Consider the following 15,746-nt stretch of genomic DNA (forward strand, 5'->3'; position numbering starts at 1 on the left):
TTCGCTAGATCAGCGTTTCGATGGTCGCGCCGACCGCCGAATCGGCGTTGCTGCCGATCAGCACCGTGTCGGGCAAGGCCAACAGGTCCGGATGCGCGTGAGCCATCACGTACGGCATACCGACCCAGGACAGCATCTCCAGGTCGTTGGGCATGTCACCGAACGCCGCCACTTCGTCCGGGCCGATGCCCAGCCGCTCGCACAGGGCGGCCAGGGTCGCGGCCTTGCTGACACCGGCTGCCGAGACCTCGACCAGCGGCCGGTCGGGCGAGGAGTGGGTCGCGACCAACCGGCTGCCGAGCACCTGCCGCACGTGGCCGGTCAGTTCGTCGACATCACCGTTCTCCCGCAGTACCAGCAGCTTGACGAACTCGCCGGCGGCGACGAGTTCGGTCAGATCACCGACGTATCGCTGCGGATCGTCGCGGATGTTGAACGTGTTGCCGTCGTAGGACAGGTACGCCGGTTCGTAGCCGGCCCGGTGGCCGGTGTCCACTCCGAAAGCCACGTCCTCGACCTGTGCCCGCAGGTCGGCGAACGCCTCGGCGGCCAGCGCGCAGGGGATCGGCGACACCGAAAGCACCTTCTCACGGCCCAGGTCATAGGTCATCGCCCCGTTGCTGGCGATCACTGTCGCCTGGGTCTGCCGCAGCCCGCGGATCGGACCGAGCAGCCGGATCGGCCGGCCGGTGGCGAAGACCACGGGGATCCCGGCCCGTTCGGCAGCGGCAACCGCCGCGAGGTTGCGGCTGCTCACCGACCCGTCCGGGGGAGAGAAACGTGCCGTCGAGATCGGAGACGATTAGTTTCGGTCGCATGGTCGCTGTCACCCGCCCGGTCAGAGCTTGGATCGGGGCGAATTGGTGGCGTTGGCCGACGCGGAGGTCGTCGGCTGGCCCCCGCCACCACCGGTGTTGGTAGGGCTCGGGGATCCCGAACCGCTCATCGATGGCGACTGCGAAGGCGACCCGGACCCGCTCGGCGACGGCGACCCGGACTGTGGTGACGGCGAACCGCTCTGCGGCGACGGGGCACCCGACTGCGGGGACGGCGACCCCGACTGCGGCGACGGTGAGCTGCTCTGCGGAGGTGGGCTGCCGGATCCCCCGGTCGGCGGCGGTGGTGACTGCGGCGCCTGGTTGTGGAAGATCAGGATCGCGATCAGCACGGCCAGCGCGGCCAACAGCAGCATCAGCAGCCACGAGACCAGGATCGAGCGCCAACCGGCCCGGTCATAGCGACCGGGCCAGGGCAGCGGCCACAACCGGGTGAGTCCGGGTCGGACCTTGTCGATCCAGTAGAGCCGGTAGTCCGGGCCACTGAGCGCACCCTGTTGGGGGAGCCAGCTGAGTTGGACCTCGTTGAGGATCCGCTCGGCCTCGGCTGCCGCGGACGGTGTCCCGTCATAGGCCAGCGCGGCCCAGGGGGCCGCCGGCCGGTCATCGGGCGCCACCGGGTGAGCCGGAGCCCGATACTTGCGGGCGAGGCGGCCGAAGTCCTGTCCCTGGCCGCCGCGGGCGATCACCGTGTCGATGTGCAGCTCGTTGATCAGGCCGGCGAACCGGTCGCGGGCCGCCGGATCCGAGGCAGCGCCCTCGGACAGCAGCAGCACCATCACCGGGGTGGCGCCGCCGGCGGACTCGGGATCGGCATGTCCGGTGTACGCGACACCGGCCTCGACCGCTCCGAGACGCCCGTCGATCCAGAAGTCGCCGATCCTCGGCGGGTCATCCGGCAGCAGCGGACTGATGTAGACCTGGTCGTCGGCCGGGTCGCTCGTGGGATCTGGTCCCGGGTCGTCGGGCGGCGGGTTCGACATCTGGTCCTTAGCTTGTCCTGCGATCTGTCCTGCGATCTGTCGTGCGGAAACCCCATTGTGCCCGGTCCCGGTGGCGTCCGGGTTTGGCCTACGGGGATGATGGAATGGTCTGCGACAATCGACGGACATCGGCGGGTATCAGACCGACACCCGATCGGACACCCGATCGCCACAGCACGATCCAGGAGAAGCGCGTGAGCAGCCCGAACACCGGCCCCCAGTATCCACCGCCCGGAGACTGGCCCGCGCCCCAGACCTCGAGCGGGCAGGCAGGCCCGAACGGCGCAAGCCCCGCCGCCGCGCCGGCCGGGCGAGCAGCCGCCGGCGCCAACGCCGAGTCGGCCGCGCTGCTTCACCAGGCGATCGGCCAGGTACAGCGGGTCATCGTCGGCCAGGAGCACATGGTCGAGCAGTTGATGGTCGGTCTCCTCGCCAAGGGTCACATCCTGCTCGAGGGCGTGCCGGGCGTTGCCAAGACGCTGGCCGTTCGCAGCTTCGCCACGGTCGTCGGCGGTGAGTTCTCCCGGATCCAGTTCACCCCGGACCTGGTGCCGTCCGACATCGTCGGCACCCGCATCTACCGGGCGAGCCAGGAGAAGTTCGACGTCGAGCTCGGCCCGGTCTTCGTCAACTTCGTGCTCGCCGACGAGATCAACCGGGCACCGGCCAAGGTGCAGTCCGCGATGTTGGAGCTGATGGCTGAGGGCCAGGTCTCGATCGGCGGCGAGACCCACAAGCTGCCCAAGCCGTACATCGTCATCGCGACCCAGAACCCGGTCGAGTCCGAGGGCGTCTACCCGCTCCCCGAGGCGCAGCGGGACCGGTTCCTGCTCAAGGTCGACGTGCCTTACCCGCGTGGCAACGAGGAGTTCGAGATCCTCCGCCGGATGAGCGTCGAACCGCCGGAGGCGACACCGGTGCTCGACCCGGAGAAGATCCGGGCGCTGCAGAAGAAGGCCCAGGACGTCTTCGTGCACAACCTGGTTGCCGAATACATCGTCCGGCTGGTGATGGCCACCCGGACCCCGAACGAGTTCAACCTGCCGGACCTCGCCTCGGTCATCCAGATCGGCTGCTCGCCGCGCGCCACGCTCGGCCTGGTCGCCGCCTCCCGCGCGCTGGCCCTGATCCACGGGCGCGACTACGTGTTGCCGACCGATGTCCAGGCCGTCGCCAGGGACGTCATGGCCCACCGCATCGTGCTCGGCTTCGACGCCGTCGCCGACAATGTCGACACCTCGCAGGTGATCGAGCGGATCCTGGCCACCGTCCCGCCGCCGACACCGGTCTGGAACTCCGGACAGCGCAGCTCCACCGGGCAGCAGCTGCAGCCGTACGGCGCCCAGAGCTATCGCTGATCGACGCAGTGATTACGGTCCCGTGAGTTACCCAGCACCCGATTTCCCGCCGCCGGACGGCAGATCCCCGGCCGGCAGGACCCCGGCAGGCGGGCCCCTGTTCACCTCGCCCGACGACGCACCCGGTGCCGTCGGATCGGTGCTCGGCGTGCCGTCCCGGCCGACCATCCCGCTGAACAAGCTGGCACCCGAGGCGGCACTGCGCCGGCTCGAGCTGACCATCGTGCGCCGGCTGGAGGGATTCCTGCAGGGCGACCATCTCGGACTGCTTCCCGGACCCGGCACCGACGCCAACGACGCCAGGATCTACCAGCCCGGCCAGGACGACGTCCGCAAGATCGACTGGAACGTCACTGCCCGGACCACCGTGCCGCATGTCCGCGACACCATGGCCGACCGGGAACTCGAGGTCTGGGCGATGCTCGACGTCACCCCGTCGATGAACTGGGGAACCGAGGGCGTCACCAAACGCGACCTGGGTATCGCGGCGATCGCCACCATCGGCTTCCTCAGCCAGAAACAGGGTGACCGGTTCGGCGGCTACATCATGCGGCCGGACAGCCTGCGTCGGCTGCCGGCCCGGTCCGGACGGTCGGCACTGTACGGGTTGCTGCGCAAGATGCTCACCGAACCGTTCGTGCCGGATCACATCAGCGGCAGCTTCAGCCTGGCGCACGCGGTCGACCAACTGGCCAGGACCCAACGCCGCCGCGGTCTGCGTGTCGTGGTCTCGGACTTCCTCACGCCGGGTGATCACGAACTCGACCCCAACATCGAACCCGAATGGGAGCGCGCGATGCGCCGGCTCGCGGTCCGCAACCAGGTGCTCGCCGTCGAGGTGGTGGACAAGCGGGAGATCGAATTCCCCGATGTCGGAGAAATGCTGATCCGGGATCCGGAGACCGACTTCGAACGTTATGTGAATACCGGGGACTCGGCCGCCCGGGCCCGGATGGACGCAGCCAGCGCTGCGCAGCGGGAACGGATCAGGATATCGCTGCGTCGAGCGGGTGTCGGACACATCCAGTTGCGGACCGACCGGGACTGGGTGTCCGACATCGCCCGGTTCGTCCTGGCCTACCGCCGGGTCGCCAGCATGTTGCACGCACCGCCACAAGGAGTCGCCAAGTGATCGGATCGATCGGTCTGACGGCCGCGCCGATGCTCTTGGAGGGTTTCTCCTTCGCGGCCCCCGACCGGCTGCTGCTGTGGCTGGTGATTCCGGTTCTGGTGGCCGCGTACATCATCCTGACCCGATTCAAGAACCGGCGCGGCATGAGGTTCACCAACACCTCGATGCTGGACGTCGTCATGCCCAAGCAGTCCCAGTGGCGCCGGCATCTGGCGGTGGCACTGTCGATCCTCAGCCTGATCACGCTGACCGCGGCGTTCGCCCAGCCGCAGGCGCAGGTGAACGTGCCGCGGGAGCGTGCCACGGTGGTCGTGGTGATCGACAACTCGCTGTCCATGCAGGCGACCGACGTCGAACCCAACCGACTCGACGCCGCGAAGAACGCTGCTAAGAACTTCATCAACTCCTTGCCCGCCAAGTTCAATGTCGCCGTCGTCTCGATGGCCGGCTCCGCGAACATCGTCAACCCGCCGACCACCGATCACCAGGTGGCGATCCGGGCCATCGACACCATCCGGTTGCAGGACTCGACGGCCATCGGCGCGGGCATCGACGCCGCACTCCGGGCGGTCGATCAGGCACCGAAGGATCCCAAGCACCCCAAGTCGACGGCACCCGGGGCGATCGTGATGCTGAGCGACGGTGAGAGCACTACCGGCCCGTCACCGCGCCAGGAGGCGGTCAAGGCCAAGCAGCGCAAGATCCCGATCTACACGATCGCCTACGGCACCGAGAACGGGTACGTCGACCTCGAGGGCAAGCGCTACACCGTGCCACCGGACAAGGAACAGATGCAGGAGTTGGCGACCCTGAGTGGCGGGCAGATGTTCTCGGCCGCCTCGCCCGAGCAGCTACGCAAGGTGTATGAGAACATCGGCTCCTCGGTCGGCTACGACAAGGCGAACCGCGAGATCACCGCCCGGTTCGCCGGCTACGGGCTGGCGCTGGCCGTGCTGGCCGCGCTGGGCGCGATCTCCCTGGGGGCGAGGTGGCCGTGATCATGATCAGCCCGATGCTGTCGTTCCTGGCACCGGACCGGCTGTGGCTGCTGCTGCTGATCCCGGCCCTGGTCGTGCTGTACCTGCTGCTCTACCGGCGGCGCGCCCAACGCCGCAAGAAGCAGTACGGACGATCGATGCTTGACTTCGTCGTGCCCCGGGAGCTGCCCTGGAAGCGGCATGTCGCGGTCGGACTGTCGGTGCTCAGCCTGATGACGCTGACCGTGGCCTTCGCCAAGCCGAAGTCGACGGTCGAGGTGCCGCGGGAGCGGGCGACCGTCGTTGTCACCATCGACGTGTCGAACTCGATGATGGCCCAGGACGTGAAGCCGGACCGGCTCACCGCGGCGAAGGCGGGCGCGAAGCAGTTCGTGCAGAGCCTGCCGCCGAAGTTCAACGTGTCCGTTGTCGAGTTCGCCGGCACGGCGACCATCCTGCTGCCACCCACCACGGATCACGGGGCCGCCGAGGCAGCCATCCAGTCCATGAGACTGCAGCCGTCGACCGCCATCGGCGAGGGCATCTACACCTCGCTGTCGGCGTTGGCCGAGGCGCCGCCGGATCCGGACAACCCGAACAGCAAGCCGCCGGGCCGGATCGTTCTGCTGTCGGACGGCAAGACCCAGATCGGTCGGCCGTCGGCCGAGGCCGCTCAGGCGGCCAAGAAGCAGGGCGTCGAGATCTACACCGTCGCCTACGGCACCCCCGACGGCTACATCGACATCCAGGGCACCCGGCAGCCGGTCCCGGTCGACCGTCGCGAGTTGGCCGAGGTCGCCAAGATCACCGGTGGCGAGGCGTACCGGGCCGAATCGGCCGGTGAGCTGAAGCAGGTCTACAAGGACATCGGATCCTCGGTCGGCAAGGTCAAGGTGGACCGGGAGGTGACCTATCGGTACGCCGGCTTCGGGCTGGTGTTCGCGATCCTGGCCGCGATCGGGATGATCTCGTTGGGAGCGCGCTGGCCGTAGGCCACGGAGAGCCGGTCACTCCTCGCGTGTGAACCGCGGGAACAACAACCAGGCCACCACGGCCATGATCACGACGATCGCCAGCACGAAGGCACCGGCGAAGGACGCGCTGATGCCGGTGCGGTGGGCCTGCAGCAGTTGGGCGCCGACGAGGACCGGCTGGCCGATCAATTGCAGAACCAGGTAGCGCACCGCCGGGGTGCGGAGCACCGCAAGTTCGACCCGGGTGCGCAGCGGCAGGTCCGCGATCACCCCGGCAAGCATCCACAGGGCCGGCGCCAGGGCCAGGATCGCCACCTGGGCCGCGGAGTTCGGGCTGGTCGGGTTGATCGTCTGGAACAGGCCGAGGACACAGCAGAAGATCGAACCGGTGCCGGTCGACGGCCGGAGCAGCACCACCGCCAACAGCGCGCTCAGGATCACGATCAGCACGACGCCGGGCGCCAGCGCGATGATCGTTCCCACGCCGAACGCCAGACAGCCGATCCGGAACACCCAGTCCGGGGCGGCGCGACCGGTCTCGACCCGCACCGGTGGTTTCGGCGCGTTGATCCCGGCCCGCGCCCGGCGCGCGGAATCCTGCCAACGCCCGAACCGCATCCCGAAGCCGCTGACGATCCGGTCGCCGATACCGGAATAGGAACTCATCGCCGAGCTCGCTGTCGGGTCAGTGCCGCCAGCGTGACCTGCACCGGGCGGTCGCCGGTCTCGGTCCACCTGATGACTTCGACACCGGACCGGGCCAGTGCGCTGAGCCGGTCCTCACGCTCCATGGCGATGATCCGGTAGGCGGTCACCAGCCGGCGCGGCGCGTTCCGCAGATCGGGCTCGCCCAACACGTCCACTGCGAGGACCCGGTGCCCGGATCCATGCCAGAGCTGCGCCAGATGCCAGGTCTCGTCGTCGAGGAAGGTCGAGAACACGATGATCAGGGCTCCTGACGGCATCCGCGGCGGCCGGTAACGGGCCCGTGGCTCGCCCTCCGGTTCGGCGAGTGCGATCCGCATGCTGAGCCGCTGCAGCTGCCGCCGCCCCCCGGCCGGCGGCACCGGTCGGCTCATCCGGCCGAGGTCCTCCAGCCCGACCCGGTCGCCCGCCTGCAAGTAGCGTCGGGCCATCGTCAATGCTGCCGCGCGGGCGTTGTCCAGCGAGGTCGGTACGTCCTCGGCGATACTGCTCGAGTCGTTCCAGGTGGTCAGGTCCGGCCCGACCTCGTCCCGGGAGTCGAGCACCAGCATCACAGCGGCATCCGCGGTGGCAAAGCTGCGGCGGACGTACAGGTCGGTGATCATCCCGCCCGAGCCGGCAGGGCCGACGCTGTTGCGTCGTGCGGTCACCCGCCAGTCGATCCGCCGCAACCGGTCACCGGGGGTGAACAGGTTGATGTCCCGGAGATCGTTCCCGTCTCCCGCCCGACGGGAGTCATGCGGCCCGGTCAGTCCGGAGAGCCGGTGGGGAAGCGGGACTTCGCGCAGCATGGTGGCCTTGGGCAGTACGGTGATCGACAGCGGCCCGGCCGTGTCACCGGTGACCGCGACCAGACCGGCGCCGTACCGCTCCTGATGATCGACGGTGAAGATCGGCCGCCGTCCGGTGCGCGCCGTGCGGATGCTGATCGGGACCTGGCGCTCCACCGCCGTTCCCCGGCGCGGGGCGGCGACGACTGCGTCGACGCTCCGGTGCCCCGGTGCGGTCGTCCGGAAGCGCAGCGCGTCGACGTCGGGATCCGGCCGCCAGGTGACCGACGCCCCGACCCGGGATTCGCTGGTGGTTCCCCGGAGGGTGGTCAGTTCCACGGTGCCGTTGCTGCGGGGCCGGCGCAGGTGGAGCCAACCGCTGCCCAGCAGCAACACCAGGGCGAGCGCGGCCGGCTGCAACCGGCCGGTCAACATGCCCAGCAGGAAAATGATCATGGAGATCATGATCGTTATCGCCAGGCCGCTGGTCGGCCACCATCTGCCGTTCACGGTCAGACCCGGGTCACAGTGGGGCCGGCCACCTGGCTGAGCAGGTTCTTGATCACTTCGGTCGCCGGCAGTCCGGAGGCCCAGCTCTGCGGGGTGAGAGTGATCCGGTGTGCCAGCACACTTGGCGCGACACCCTTGACGTCCTCCGGGGTCACGTAGTCCCGTCCGTCGATCACCGCCCGGGCCCGGGACACCAGCATCAGCGCCAGGGAACCGCGTGGCGAGGCACCCACCTCGACCGCCGGATGATCACGGGTCGCCGAAGCAAGATCAACACAGTAGGCGACGATGTCGGGATCGACCTTGACCTGTTCGACGCCGTGCTGCATGGCGATCACTGTGTCGGCGTCCATCACCGCCGCCACCGACGCCTCCTCGTGTTGGCGGCCCAGTCGGCGTTCCAGGACGTCGCGTTCTGCCGCCTTCTCCGGATAGCCGACGGCCAACCGGACCATGAAGCGGTCGAGCTGGGCCTCCGGCAGCGGATAGGTGCCCTCGTACTCGATCGGGTTCGACGTCGCCATCACGTGGAACGGCGGCCGCAGCCGGAAGCTGTGCCCTTCGACGGTCACCTGGCCCTCGGCCATCGCCTCCAGCAGCGCCGACTGGGTCTTGGGAGTGGTGCGGTTGATCTCGTCGGCAAGGAACAGGCCGGTGAAGATGGGGCCGGGCCGGAACTCGAAGGCGGCCTTGGCCGGATCGAAGACGTAGGAGCCGGTGATGTCGGCCGGCAACAGGTCCGGGGTGCACTGCAGTCGGCGGAACTCCAGACCGAGCGCGGAGGAGAGGCTGCGAGCCGCCAGGGTCTTGCCGAGACCTGGTACGTCCTCGAAGAGGACGTGACCACCGGCCAGGATCGCGGCCAGCGCGGTCTTCAGCGCCTCCTGCATCCCGACAACCACCGTTCCGACCTCGTCGAGCACCGTCGTGCAGAGCCGGGAGATCTCTGCCACCGGCAGCGCGTTCGTGGTCGGTGATAGCTCGGTGTCGGTCATCGAATCTCCTTGTCAGCAAGTCGTTCCACGGACGACAGGGCCTGGTGGAAGGCCCGGGTCCTGGCTTCTGCTCCCGGTGGCCTGGACAACAGTCGGTAGGGGGCGTCGCCGATCAGCGCGATCACCCGGTCGCGGTCGACCGGGTCGCGGAGGTCCAGGCCGTGCAGCGACAACCGTTGCTCGGCGATCAGTTGCAGCCGGGTGACCAACGTACTGCCGACCAGATCGTTGCGACCGGTGACGTTCCAGGAGAGTCGGAACGCCTCCCGCCGTGCGCCACGGTCCCTGACCGGTGCCGGCGGATCGGGGAATCCGCTGTCGAACCCGTCGGGTGGGAAGCGGACCAGGGCGGCGACGACGACGCCGACGGCACCGAGCAGCAGAGCCTGCTGCGGCGGCATGCCCAGCACCACCCAGGTTACGGCCGGAACTGCGACCGCGGCCAGCACGAGCGCGGCGATGTCGCCGCGTCTGCGTTCCCGTCTCACGACCGGTCCTGTGTCGGTTCGGTCCGGGCGAAGCTCTGCCAACTGTCGGCCAGGTCCCGGACGCAGCGGCGGGCGGTGGCAAGATCATCCGCCGAGGACGGGGTGGCGGCGAACCGGGCCCGCAGATAGAGCCCGAGGAGGGTTCTGACCGGTTCGGTCGGAACACCTGTCCGGCCCAGCACATCGGCGGTGAACTCGGTAGGGGTCTGTGCCGGCCGTCGATGCACGCCGGAGGCGTCGGCCGCTTCCTCAAGAGCCAGCCAGGCGGCGATGATCGCGTCGGTCGGGTTACCGATCGCCAGCAGCCGTTGCTCGGCGGTCACCGCGCCCTGTTGCAGGGTGGGCAGGTCGGGCAGGACGTCGTCGGTGACCTCGATCTCGTCGTCGGGGCGGGCGGCGTACATCTGTCGGACAGCCAGCAGCCGCATGGCGATCACCCCGAGCAGGACGACCAGGGCGGCGATCACGAGTGCCAGCAGCACCCATTTGATCCAGGACAGGTCCGGTGGCTGCCCGGGCGGCGGCAACGGTCGCATGGACGGCGTGCCGGACTGCGAGACGTGCGGCAGTTGAGGTGGCTGCCGGGGTCGTGCCGAAGGCAGGTTGATCACGATCGGGTCAACCTGCCAGTTCGGTCGGATGGCCGCGACGACCAACCCGAGAACCAGCACGACGCCGACCCCGATCGCCATCCCGACCCGCGCCAAGGTCGGCGGTCGGTCTGCGGGCGCTGCCATGGCGGCACGCTACCCGAGCCGGCTGTCAATCGTTTCAGCGGCTGGAGGTTAAGGTGAGAGCCATGTCGGTCGCGGAGAATCTGGCTCGGGTCCGCGCCGCGATCGATGCGGCGTGCGACCGCGCAGACCGGGATCCCTCCGGTGTACGGCTGCTGCCGGTGTCCAAGACGGTCGGCACGGACAAGATCATCGAGGCATACCGGGCGGGGATGCGGATCTTCGGGGAGAACAAGGTGCAGGAGGCGGCGTCCAAAGCCGCCGAGCTGGCCGATCGACCGGATCTGCAATGGGCGATGATCGGTCATCTGCAGCGCAACAAGGCGCGCGAGGTGGCCGCGTTCGCCGCGGAGTTCCATGCTCTGGACAGCCGGCGGCTGGCCGAGGCCCTGCAGTCCCGGCTGGAGCAGGCCGACCGCACGCTGGACGTGTTCATCGAGGTCAACTCCTCCGGCGAGCCGAGCAAGTTCGGTCTGCCGCCCGAAGAGGTGGTTGATCTTGCTGCCGCGCTGGGTGAGCTGGACCGGCTCCGTCCCCGGGGACTGATGACCATCGCGGCCAACTCACCCGATCGCGGCGTCGTCGAGGCCTGCTTCGTCCGGATGACGGAGCTTCGCCGGCGGCTCCAGGACGACCCGCGCGTCATCGGTAGCTACCACGAGCTGTCGATGGGCATGTCGGGCGATTTCGAGCTCGCCATCGCCCACGGCGCGACCACGGTGCGGATCGGCACGGCGATCTTCGGCGCCCGACCGCCGATCCGCTGATCCGCAGAGCTGCCGTCGGCTAAAGGTTCTCGATCTCCAGCCGCGGAAGCCGATCGGCCGGGGTGAACCCGAAAACCCTGCCGAGGAAGGACAGCGACGCCTGCACCGAGTTGATGATGTTCTCCGAGCGGCGGAAGCCGTGCCCCTCAGACTGGTACATGATCAACGCCACCGGCAGGCCCTTGGCCCGCGCGGCCTCGGCGAAGGCCTCCGCCTGGTTCGGCGGCACCACCTTGTCGTCGGTACCCTGCAACAGCAGGATCGGCGATGTCAGTTGATCAACGTGGTTGATCGGTGACCGATCGGCGTAGACATCGGCGGCCGCCGGGTAGGGCCCGACCAGGGAGTCGAGGTAGCGCGACTCGAACTTGTGCGTGTCGGTCGCCAGCGCGGTGATGTCACCGATGCCGTACAGGCTGATCCCCGCGGTGAAGGTCTTGGTCGCGGTCAGCGCTCGCAACGTGGTGTAGCCGCCGGCACTGCCGCCTTGGATCGCCAGCCGGTTGCCGTCGGCCCGGCCCTGTTCGGCCATCGCCTCGGCGCCGGCTGCACAGTCGGCAACATCGACGATGCCCCAGTTGTCCCGAAGGCGCTCGCGATAGCGACGCCCGTAACCGGTGCTGCCGCCGTAGTTGACATCAAGGACGGCAATCCCGCGGCTGGTCCAGAACAGGATCTCCGGATCGAAATGGGGTGCGCTGCCGCTGGTCGGCCCACCATGACTCAGCGTGATCATCGGCGGCAACTCACCCTCGGGCGCCGAATGATCACCATTGCGCGGCGGATAGAACCAGCCGTACACGGGTCCCGCATCGGAGTGCCAGGACACCTCAACCGGTTCGGAGATCAACTCGGCCGGCATCATCGACTCTCGGCTGCGGCGGACGACGGTCGTGCCGGCCGACGTGGGGTCGACCAGGATCAGTTCCGCTGGCCGGTCCGGATAGCCTGCCACGGTGCAGATCCAGTTGCCGTCAGCGGCCACGGCGCCGAGCGAGGTCGCCCCGACCGGCAGCTCGGTCAGTTCTCCGGTCGCGATCCGGAGGACTCCGAGGTGGGAGCGGTTCTGGATGTTCCAGGTGCAGGCAAGATGATCATCGTCGATGAGCGCGTACGGCTGGCTTCCGAGGCTCCACTGCGGCGGCGCGAATTCGGCGTCCTGCGGATGCAGCGGAACCAACCGACCGCCGTCGTAGTGGTAGAGGTTCCACCAGTCGGTCCGATCGGAGACGAAGATCAACGACCCGTCGGGCAGCCAGCGTGGAACGACCACCGACTCCTCGGATCCGCCGGCAACCAGCCGCGGCTGCAGCGGCGCGGCCAGGGTGGAAAGATCATCGGGGAGTTCGGCCATCATCAGCCGGGTGGAGTCCCACGGCATGTTCGGGTGGTCCCATTCCACCCAGGCCAACCGGCCGTCCGCGGACAGCTCGGGCGAGGCGTAGAAGTCGGCGCCGCTGCACAGCACCACGTCCTCGGCGTCCGGGCCGTCGGCGATCCGCCGAGCGATCACGGTGTTGATCGGCTCCCGGTCGGGCCGGCGATGGTCCTCGCGCACGGCGATGATCAGTCCGGACTCCGGGTAGAGCCGCAGGGCGGCATAGCGCAGCGCCGAATCCCCGGTGAGCCTGCGGGGTGATCCGGTGCGGTCGGAGACCAGGAACAGCAGGTTGTCGGTGAAGTTGGAGAAGATCGCGGTCCCGCCGGCGACGGCGAATGCGCCGCCGCCGTATTCGTGCACACGCGTCCGGACGTTGTACGGGGCCGGAGTCAGTTCGGTCTCGCGGTTCCCGGAGCGCCGCCACAGGCTCACCCTGCCGCCGTCGGTCGGTCGCGCCTGGAGCCAGTAGAGGTCCGTCCCGTCGAACTGCACCTCGCTCAGGCCGAGTGCGCCCTCGGTCAATGATTCGGCGGAGAGCGGGGACGGCCAGGAGCCGTACGGTCGCGTCATATCCCGCACCCTATGGCACGCGTGTCGCCCGGCCGGCCGTGGTGCTGGTGTGGTACATGGTGCAGAATGGCACCTACAAGGACGTGGTCGCGTCCGCCGGTCGGACCGGTGCGGGACTGATGACGACTGAGGATGTCGGGGAAGGCAGCCCTCAGGCCGCCGGTCAGTACCAGCCCGAGAAGTCCGGAGGATCGACCATGAGCACGACCCGTGGTGTCTTGTACATCCACTCCACGCCGTCGGCACTGTGTCCACACATCGAGTGGGCGGTCGGTGGCGTTTTCGGCATGCCCGTACGCCTGGACTGGATCGCACAGCCGGCGGAGCGCGCGTCGTACCGGACCGAATACTCCTGGACCGGCGCGGTCGGTACGGCGGCCAGGCTGGCCACCTCGCTGAAGGGCTGGCAACGGATCCGGTTCGAGGTCACCGAGGAACCGACCCTGGCCACCGAGGGAGAGCGGTACTCCTACACCCCGAAGCTGGGAATCTTCCACGCCACCACCGGCCTGCACGGCGACATCGTCGTTCCGGAGGACAGGATCAAGAAGGCGATGGTGACCGCGGCGCTCGGCGGCAAGGATCTGGTCGAGGCGCTGGACGAACTGCTCGGTGCTCCGTGGGACGCCGAACTGGAGCCGTTCCGCTATGCCGGTGACGGGACGCCGGTGCGCTGGCTGCACGAGGTCGTCTGACCGGGTCCCGGATCGAGGCAGGGGGTCAATCGACGGCCTTCTGTTCCTTCCGGTTGCGCACGTCGGAGTTGAGGAAACCGGCCAGCCACCGGGCGCTGGGGTCGGCATCCACCAGGATCGCCTTGGCCATCAGACTCAGGGGGACCGCGAGGACGGATCCGACGGGCCCGAGGACCCACGTCCAGAAGACAACCGAGATCATCGTGATCGTCATCGACATGCCCACCAGGTCGCCGACGATCTTCGCCGGCAACAGGGTCGTGACGAGCGAGTTGAGCAGGATGTAGACGACAATGACCACGATCATCAGCTGCCAGTTCCCGTCGAGCAGCACAAGAAGCGCGGGCGGGATGACCCCGATCACGAAGCCCACGTAGGGGATGAAGTTGCAGGCCGCAGCCAGCAGTCCCCACAACGGCGCCAACGGCACGTCGATCAACATCAGGAAGATCGTGTCCAGCACGCCGACGATCACCGCGAACGTGCCGGTGGCGGCCAGGAACCTGCGCGTGTTGCGGACGAAGTCGATCAACGCGGTGCCAAGGGCGGGGTGATCATCGGCGAGGTTGGCTCCGCGGCGGGCGATCTGGGTCGATTCCAACCCGATGAACAGCAGCAGGCTGTACAGGAAGACCACGTTGGCACCGGCAGTGAACAGCGACGGCAGGTGACTGGTCAGGAATCGTGCGACCCGGCCCAGGTCGACGGTGCCCACCAATTGCCTGATCTGTTCCGAACCGATGCCGAGTGCCGCCAACTGGTCGGTCAGGAAGCGCAGAGATGCTGCGACATTGGCCGCGTAGTTCGGCAGGATGGTCGCCAGCTGGGCGGCAGAGATGGCGATGATCGCGATCAGTCCGAACAGCAGCCCATAGATCGCCAGCAGTAGACCGATCAGCGCGACGAGCGCCGGAACCCTCAGTCGCAGCAGCAGGCGATACACCGGATGGACCAGGATGACGATCATCAGGGCGAGGAGAAAGGGCGCGAGCAACCAGCTCAACTCCCGCATCCCGATCACCGTGATCACCGCACCTGCCGTGACCAGGAACAGGTTGGTGGCCCGCGGGATCCGGACCTGACGTATTCGCGGCTTCCGAACTCCTCCAGCGGGCATGGCAACCACCTTCCGGTCCGGCGGATCGCGTCAACTCCGGGTTGTCGCGCTTGATCAGTGTTGCAGTAGTCGACCAGATCAGTCGAGGATGTCAAGCCCTTGACCGAGGAGATAGACGCCGATCACCAGCAGGACGACGATGGTGATCGAGGACATGTTGGTTTCCAGCCACTTCCTGGCACGCCCCAAACTGCTCGGCGCTGCCGGGCTGCCGGTGAGGCTGAAGATCAACGGCACCAGCACGCCCGAGGTCGCCAGCAGCGCGAAGATGACCAGACCGATCACACTCTCGGCGCGGGACAGCTCGGCGTCGCCGAACCGGGCGCCCGCAGCAACCGCCAGGAAGATGTTCTTCATCCGGACGAACCCCTGGGCCAGTCCGAGACCGGCAGCAGCCGGGACGCCGACACCGTCCAACCGGCGGAGCAGCCTGCTCTCCGGTGCGGGCTCGCCGTCCCGCGGAATCCTTCGCCAGGTGACACCGGCCCACCCCAGACACAGACCGGCCAATACGAGTTGCAGCACTTCAACGCCCTCTTGGGCGTGCTCGACGTCGACCGCGTCACCGACCCAGACGATGTTGTACGCGATCCCTGCCACGACCAGGATCGACAGGAACCAGCAGAACCCGTATGCCGCGGCCCGCCACAGGCCGCGGGGGTTGAGCAACAGGACCAGGCCGATGATCAAGGACAGCGGGCTGAGGGTGATGCCGATCGCGAGCGGAAGGGTGTCGCCGATTGCGGTCCACACG

16 protein-coding genes are annotated in these 15,746 nt (G+C 68.3%); 6 read left to right on the plus strand and 10 right to left on the minus strand.

Annotated features, from left to right (window positions below; all coding sequences use genetic code 11):
• Positions 1 to 4: 4 nt before the first annotated feature.
• Together GJV80_RS02340 and GJV80_RS02345 are read right to left on the minus strand one after the other, a co-directional pair.
• Positions 5 to 757, minus strand: a complete 753-nt coding sequence (locus GJV80_RS02340; RefSeq protein WP_195909122.1) for an HAD hydrolase family protein — start codon at positions 755 to 757, stop codon at positions 5 to 7.
• Positions 758 to 838: 81 nt separating this feature from the next.
• Positions 839 to 1,615 (minus strand): hypothetical protein, encoded by a 777-nt coding sequence (locus GJV80_RS02345; protein WP_370518878.1) that lies wholly within the window; start codon positions 1,613 to 1,615, stop codon positions 839 to 841.
• A 308-nt stretch (positions 1,616 to 1,923) separates the two neighbouring features.
• Here GJV80_RS02345 and GJV80_RS02350 point away from each other — a divergent pair, with 308 nt between their 5' ends.
• From GJV80_RS02350 to GJV80_RS02365, 4 genes are all read left to right on the plus strand, one after another.
• Positions 1,924 to 3,177: an AAA family ATPase gene (locus tag GJV80_RS02350; RefSeq protein ID WP_370518810.1), complete on the plus strand. Its 1,254-nt coding sequence runs from the start codon at positions 1,924 to 1,926 to the stop codon at positions 3,175 to 3,177.
• Between the two features lie 139 nt (positions 3,178 to 3,316).
• A complete protein-coding gene (locus tag GJV80_RS02355) occupies positions 3,317 to 4,309 on the plus strand; it encodes a DUF58 domain-containing protein (RefSeq protein WP_370518879.1) in 993 nt (330 codons plus the stop codon).
• Positions 4,306 to 5,307, plus strand: a complete 1,002-nt coding sequence (locus GJV80_RS02360; protein WP_230208050.1) for a VWA domain-containing protein — start codon at positions 4,306 to 4,308, stop codon at positions 5,305 to 5,307. The genes GJV80_RS02355 and GJV80_RS02360 overlap by 4 nt, the downstream gene beginning before the upstream one ends.
• Positions 5,307 to 6,278, plus strand: coding sequence for a VWA domain-containing protein (locus GJV80_RS02365; RefSeq protein ID WP_154689967.1), 972 nt, complete (start codon positions 5,307 to 5,309; stop codon positions 6,276 to 6,278). Before GJV80_RS02360 ends, GJV80_RS02365 begins: the two co-directional genes overlap by 1 nt.
• A gap of 15 nt (positions 6,279 to 6,293) precedes the next feature.
• Here GJV80_RS02365 and GJV80_RS02370 read toward each other — a convergent pair whose 3' ends face one another.
• The 5 genes from GJV80_RS02370 to GJV80_RS02390 are packed head-to-tail and all read right to left on the minus strand — an operon-like array spanning position 6,294 to position 10,465.
• On the minus strand, positions 6,294 to 6,926 hold the full coding sequence (locus tag GJV80_RS02370) for a hypothetical protein (protein WP_154686536.1): 633 nt from the start codon (positions 6,924 to 6,926) through the stop codon (positions 6,294 to 6,296).
• On the minus strand, positions 6,923 to 8,245 hold the full coding sequence (locus tag GJV80_RS02375) for a DUF58 domain-containing protein (RefSeq protein WP_154686537.1): 1,323 nt from the start codon (positions 8,243 to 8,245) through the stop codon (positions 6,923 to 6,925). Before GJV80_RS02375 ends, GJV80_RS02370 begins: the two co-directional genes overlap by 4 nt.
• Positions 8,246 to 8,247: 2 nt before the next feature.
• Complete coding sequence (locus tag GJV80_RS02380) at positions 8,248 to 9,240, minus strand: MoxR family ATPase (RefSeq protein WP_154686538.1); 993 nt, start codon at positions 9,238 to 9,240, stop codon at positions 8,248 to 8,250.
• Positions 9,237 to 9,728, minus strand: coding sequence for a hypothetical protein (locus GJV80_RS02385; RefSeq protein ID WP_154686539.1), 492 nt, complete (start codon positions 9,726 to 9,728; stop codon positions 9,237 to 9,239). Before GJV80_RS02385 ends, GJV80_RS02380 begins: the two co-directional genes overlap by 4 nt.
• Positions 9,725 to 10,465, minus strand: coding sequence for a DUF4129 domain-containing protein (locus GJV80_RS02390; protein WP_154686540.1), 741 nt, complete (start codon positions 10,463 to 10,465; stop codon positions 9,725 to 9,727). The genes GJV80_RS02385 and GJV80_RS02390 overlap by 4 nt, the downstream gene beginning before the upstream one ends.
• Before the next feature lie 62 nt (positions 10,466 to 10,527).
• On the opposite strand from GJV80_RS02390, the gene GJV80_RS02395 reads away from it, so the two are divergent.
• Entirely contained in the window at positions 10,528 to 11,229 is a 702-nt protein-coding gene (locus GJV80_RS02395) for a YggS family pyridoxal phosphate-dependent enzyme (protein WP_154686541.1), read from the plus strand.
• A 19-nt stretch (positions 11,230 to 11,248) separates the two neighbouring features.
• Here GJV80_RS02395 and GJV80_RS02400 read toward each other — a convergent pair whose 3' ends face one another.
• Positions 11,249 to 13,180 carry a prolyl oligopeptidase family serine peptidase gene (locus GJV80_RS02400; RefSeq protein ID WP_154686542.1) on the minus strand — a complete coding sequence of 644 codons (1,932 nt, stop codon included), beginning with the start codon at positions 13,178 to 13,180 and terminating at the stop codon, positions 11,249 to 11,251.
• A 197-nt stretch (positions 13,181 to 13,377) separates the two neighbouring features.
• Here GJV80_RS02400 and GJV80_RS02405 point away from each other — a divergent pair, with 197 nt between their 5' ends.
• Entirely contained in the window at positions 13,378 to 13,875 is a 498-nt protein-coding gene (locus GJV80_RS02405) for a DUF3145 domain-containing protein (protein WP_154686543.1), read from the plus strand.
• 25 nt (positions 13,876 to 13,900) lie between these two features.
• Here the strand turns inward: GJV80_RS02405 and GJV80_RS02410 are convergent, their stop codons facing one another.
• Positions 13,901 to 14,992 carry an AI-2E family transporter gene (locus GJV80_RS02410; RefSeq protein ID WP_154686544.1) on the minus strand — a complete coding sequence of 364 codons (1,092 nt, stop codon included), beginning with the start codon at positions 14,990 to 14,992 and terminating at the stop codon, positions 13,901 to 13,903.
• A 78-nt stretch (positions 14,993 to 15,070) separates the two neighbouring features.
• Positions 15,071 to 15,745 (minus strand): GAP family protein, encoded by a 675-nt coding sequence (locus GJV80_RS02415; RefSeq protein ID WP_195909124.1) that lies wholly within the window; start codon positions 15,743 to 15,745, stop codon positions 15,071 to 15,073.
• Position 15,746 lies beyond the last annotated feature (1 nt).

The organism is Microlunatus sp. Gsoil 973 (assembly GCF_009707365.1).
Classification (GTDB): Bacteria; Actinomycetota; Actinomycetes; order Propionibacteriales; family Propionibacteriaceae; genus Microlunatus.

What these genes read in the sequence shown, in the direction of transcription:
- GJV80_RS02395 (WP_154686541.1), top strand. Translation starts at nt 10,528, where the DNA reads ATGTCGGTCGCGGAGAATCTGGCTCGGGTCCGCGCCGCGATCGATGCG.
- GJV80_RS02370 (WP_154686536.1), bottom strand. Translation starts at nt 6,926, where the DNA reads ATGAGTTCCTATTCCGGTATCGGCGACCGGATCGTCAGCGGCTTCGGG.
- GJV80_RS02345 (WP_370518878.1), bottom strand. Translation starts at nt 1,615, where the DNA reads ATGGTGCTGCTGCTGTCCGAGGGCGCTGCCTCGGATCCGGCGGCCCGC.
- GJV80_RS02390 (WP_154686540.1), bottom strand. Translation starts at nt 10,465, where the DNA reads ATGGCAGCGCCCGCAGACCGACCGCCGACCTTGGCGCGGGTCGGGATG.
- GJV80_RS02405 (WP_154686543.1), top strand. Translation starts at nt 13,378, where the DNA reads ATGAGCACGACCCGTGGTGTCTTGTACATCCACTCCACGCCGTCGGCA.
- GJV80_RS02380 (WP_154686538.1), bottom strand. Translation starts at nt 9,240, where the DNA reads ATGACCGACACCGAGCTATCACCGACCACGAACGCGCTGCCGGTGGCA.
- GJV80_RS02410 (WP_154686544.1), bottom strand. Translation starts at nt 14,992, where the DNA reads ATGCCCGCTGGAGGAGTTCGGAAGCCGCGAATACGTCAGGTCCGGATC.
- GJV80_RS02350 (WP_370518810.1), top strand. Translation starts at nt 1,924, where the DNA reads ATGGTCTGCGACAATCGACGGACATCGGCGGGTATCAGACCGACACCC.
- GJV80_RS02400 (WP_154686542.1), bottom strand. Translation starts at nt 13,180, where the DNA reads ATGACGCGACCGTACGGCTCCTGGCCGTCCCCGCTCTCCGCCGAATCA.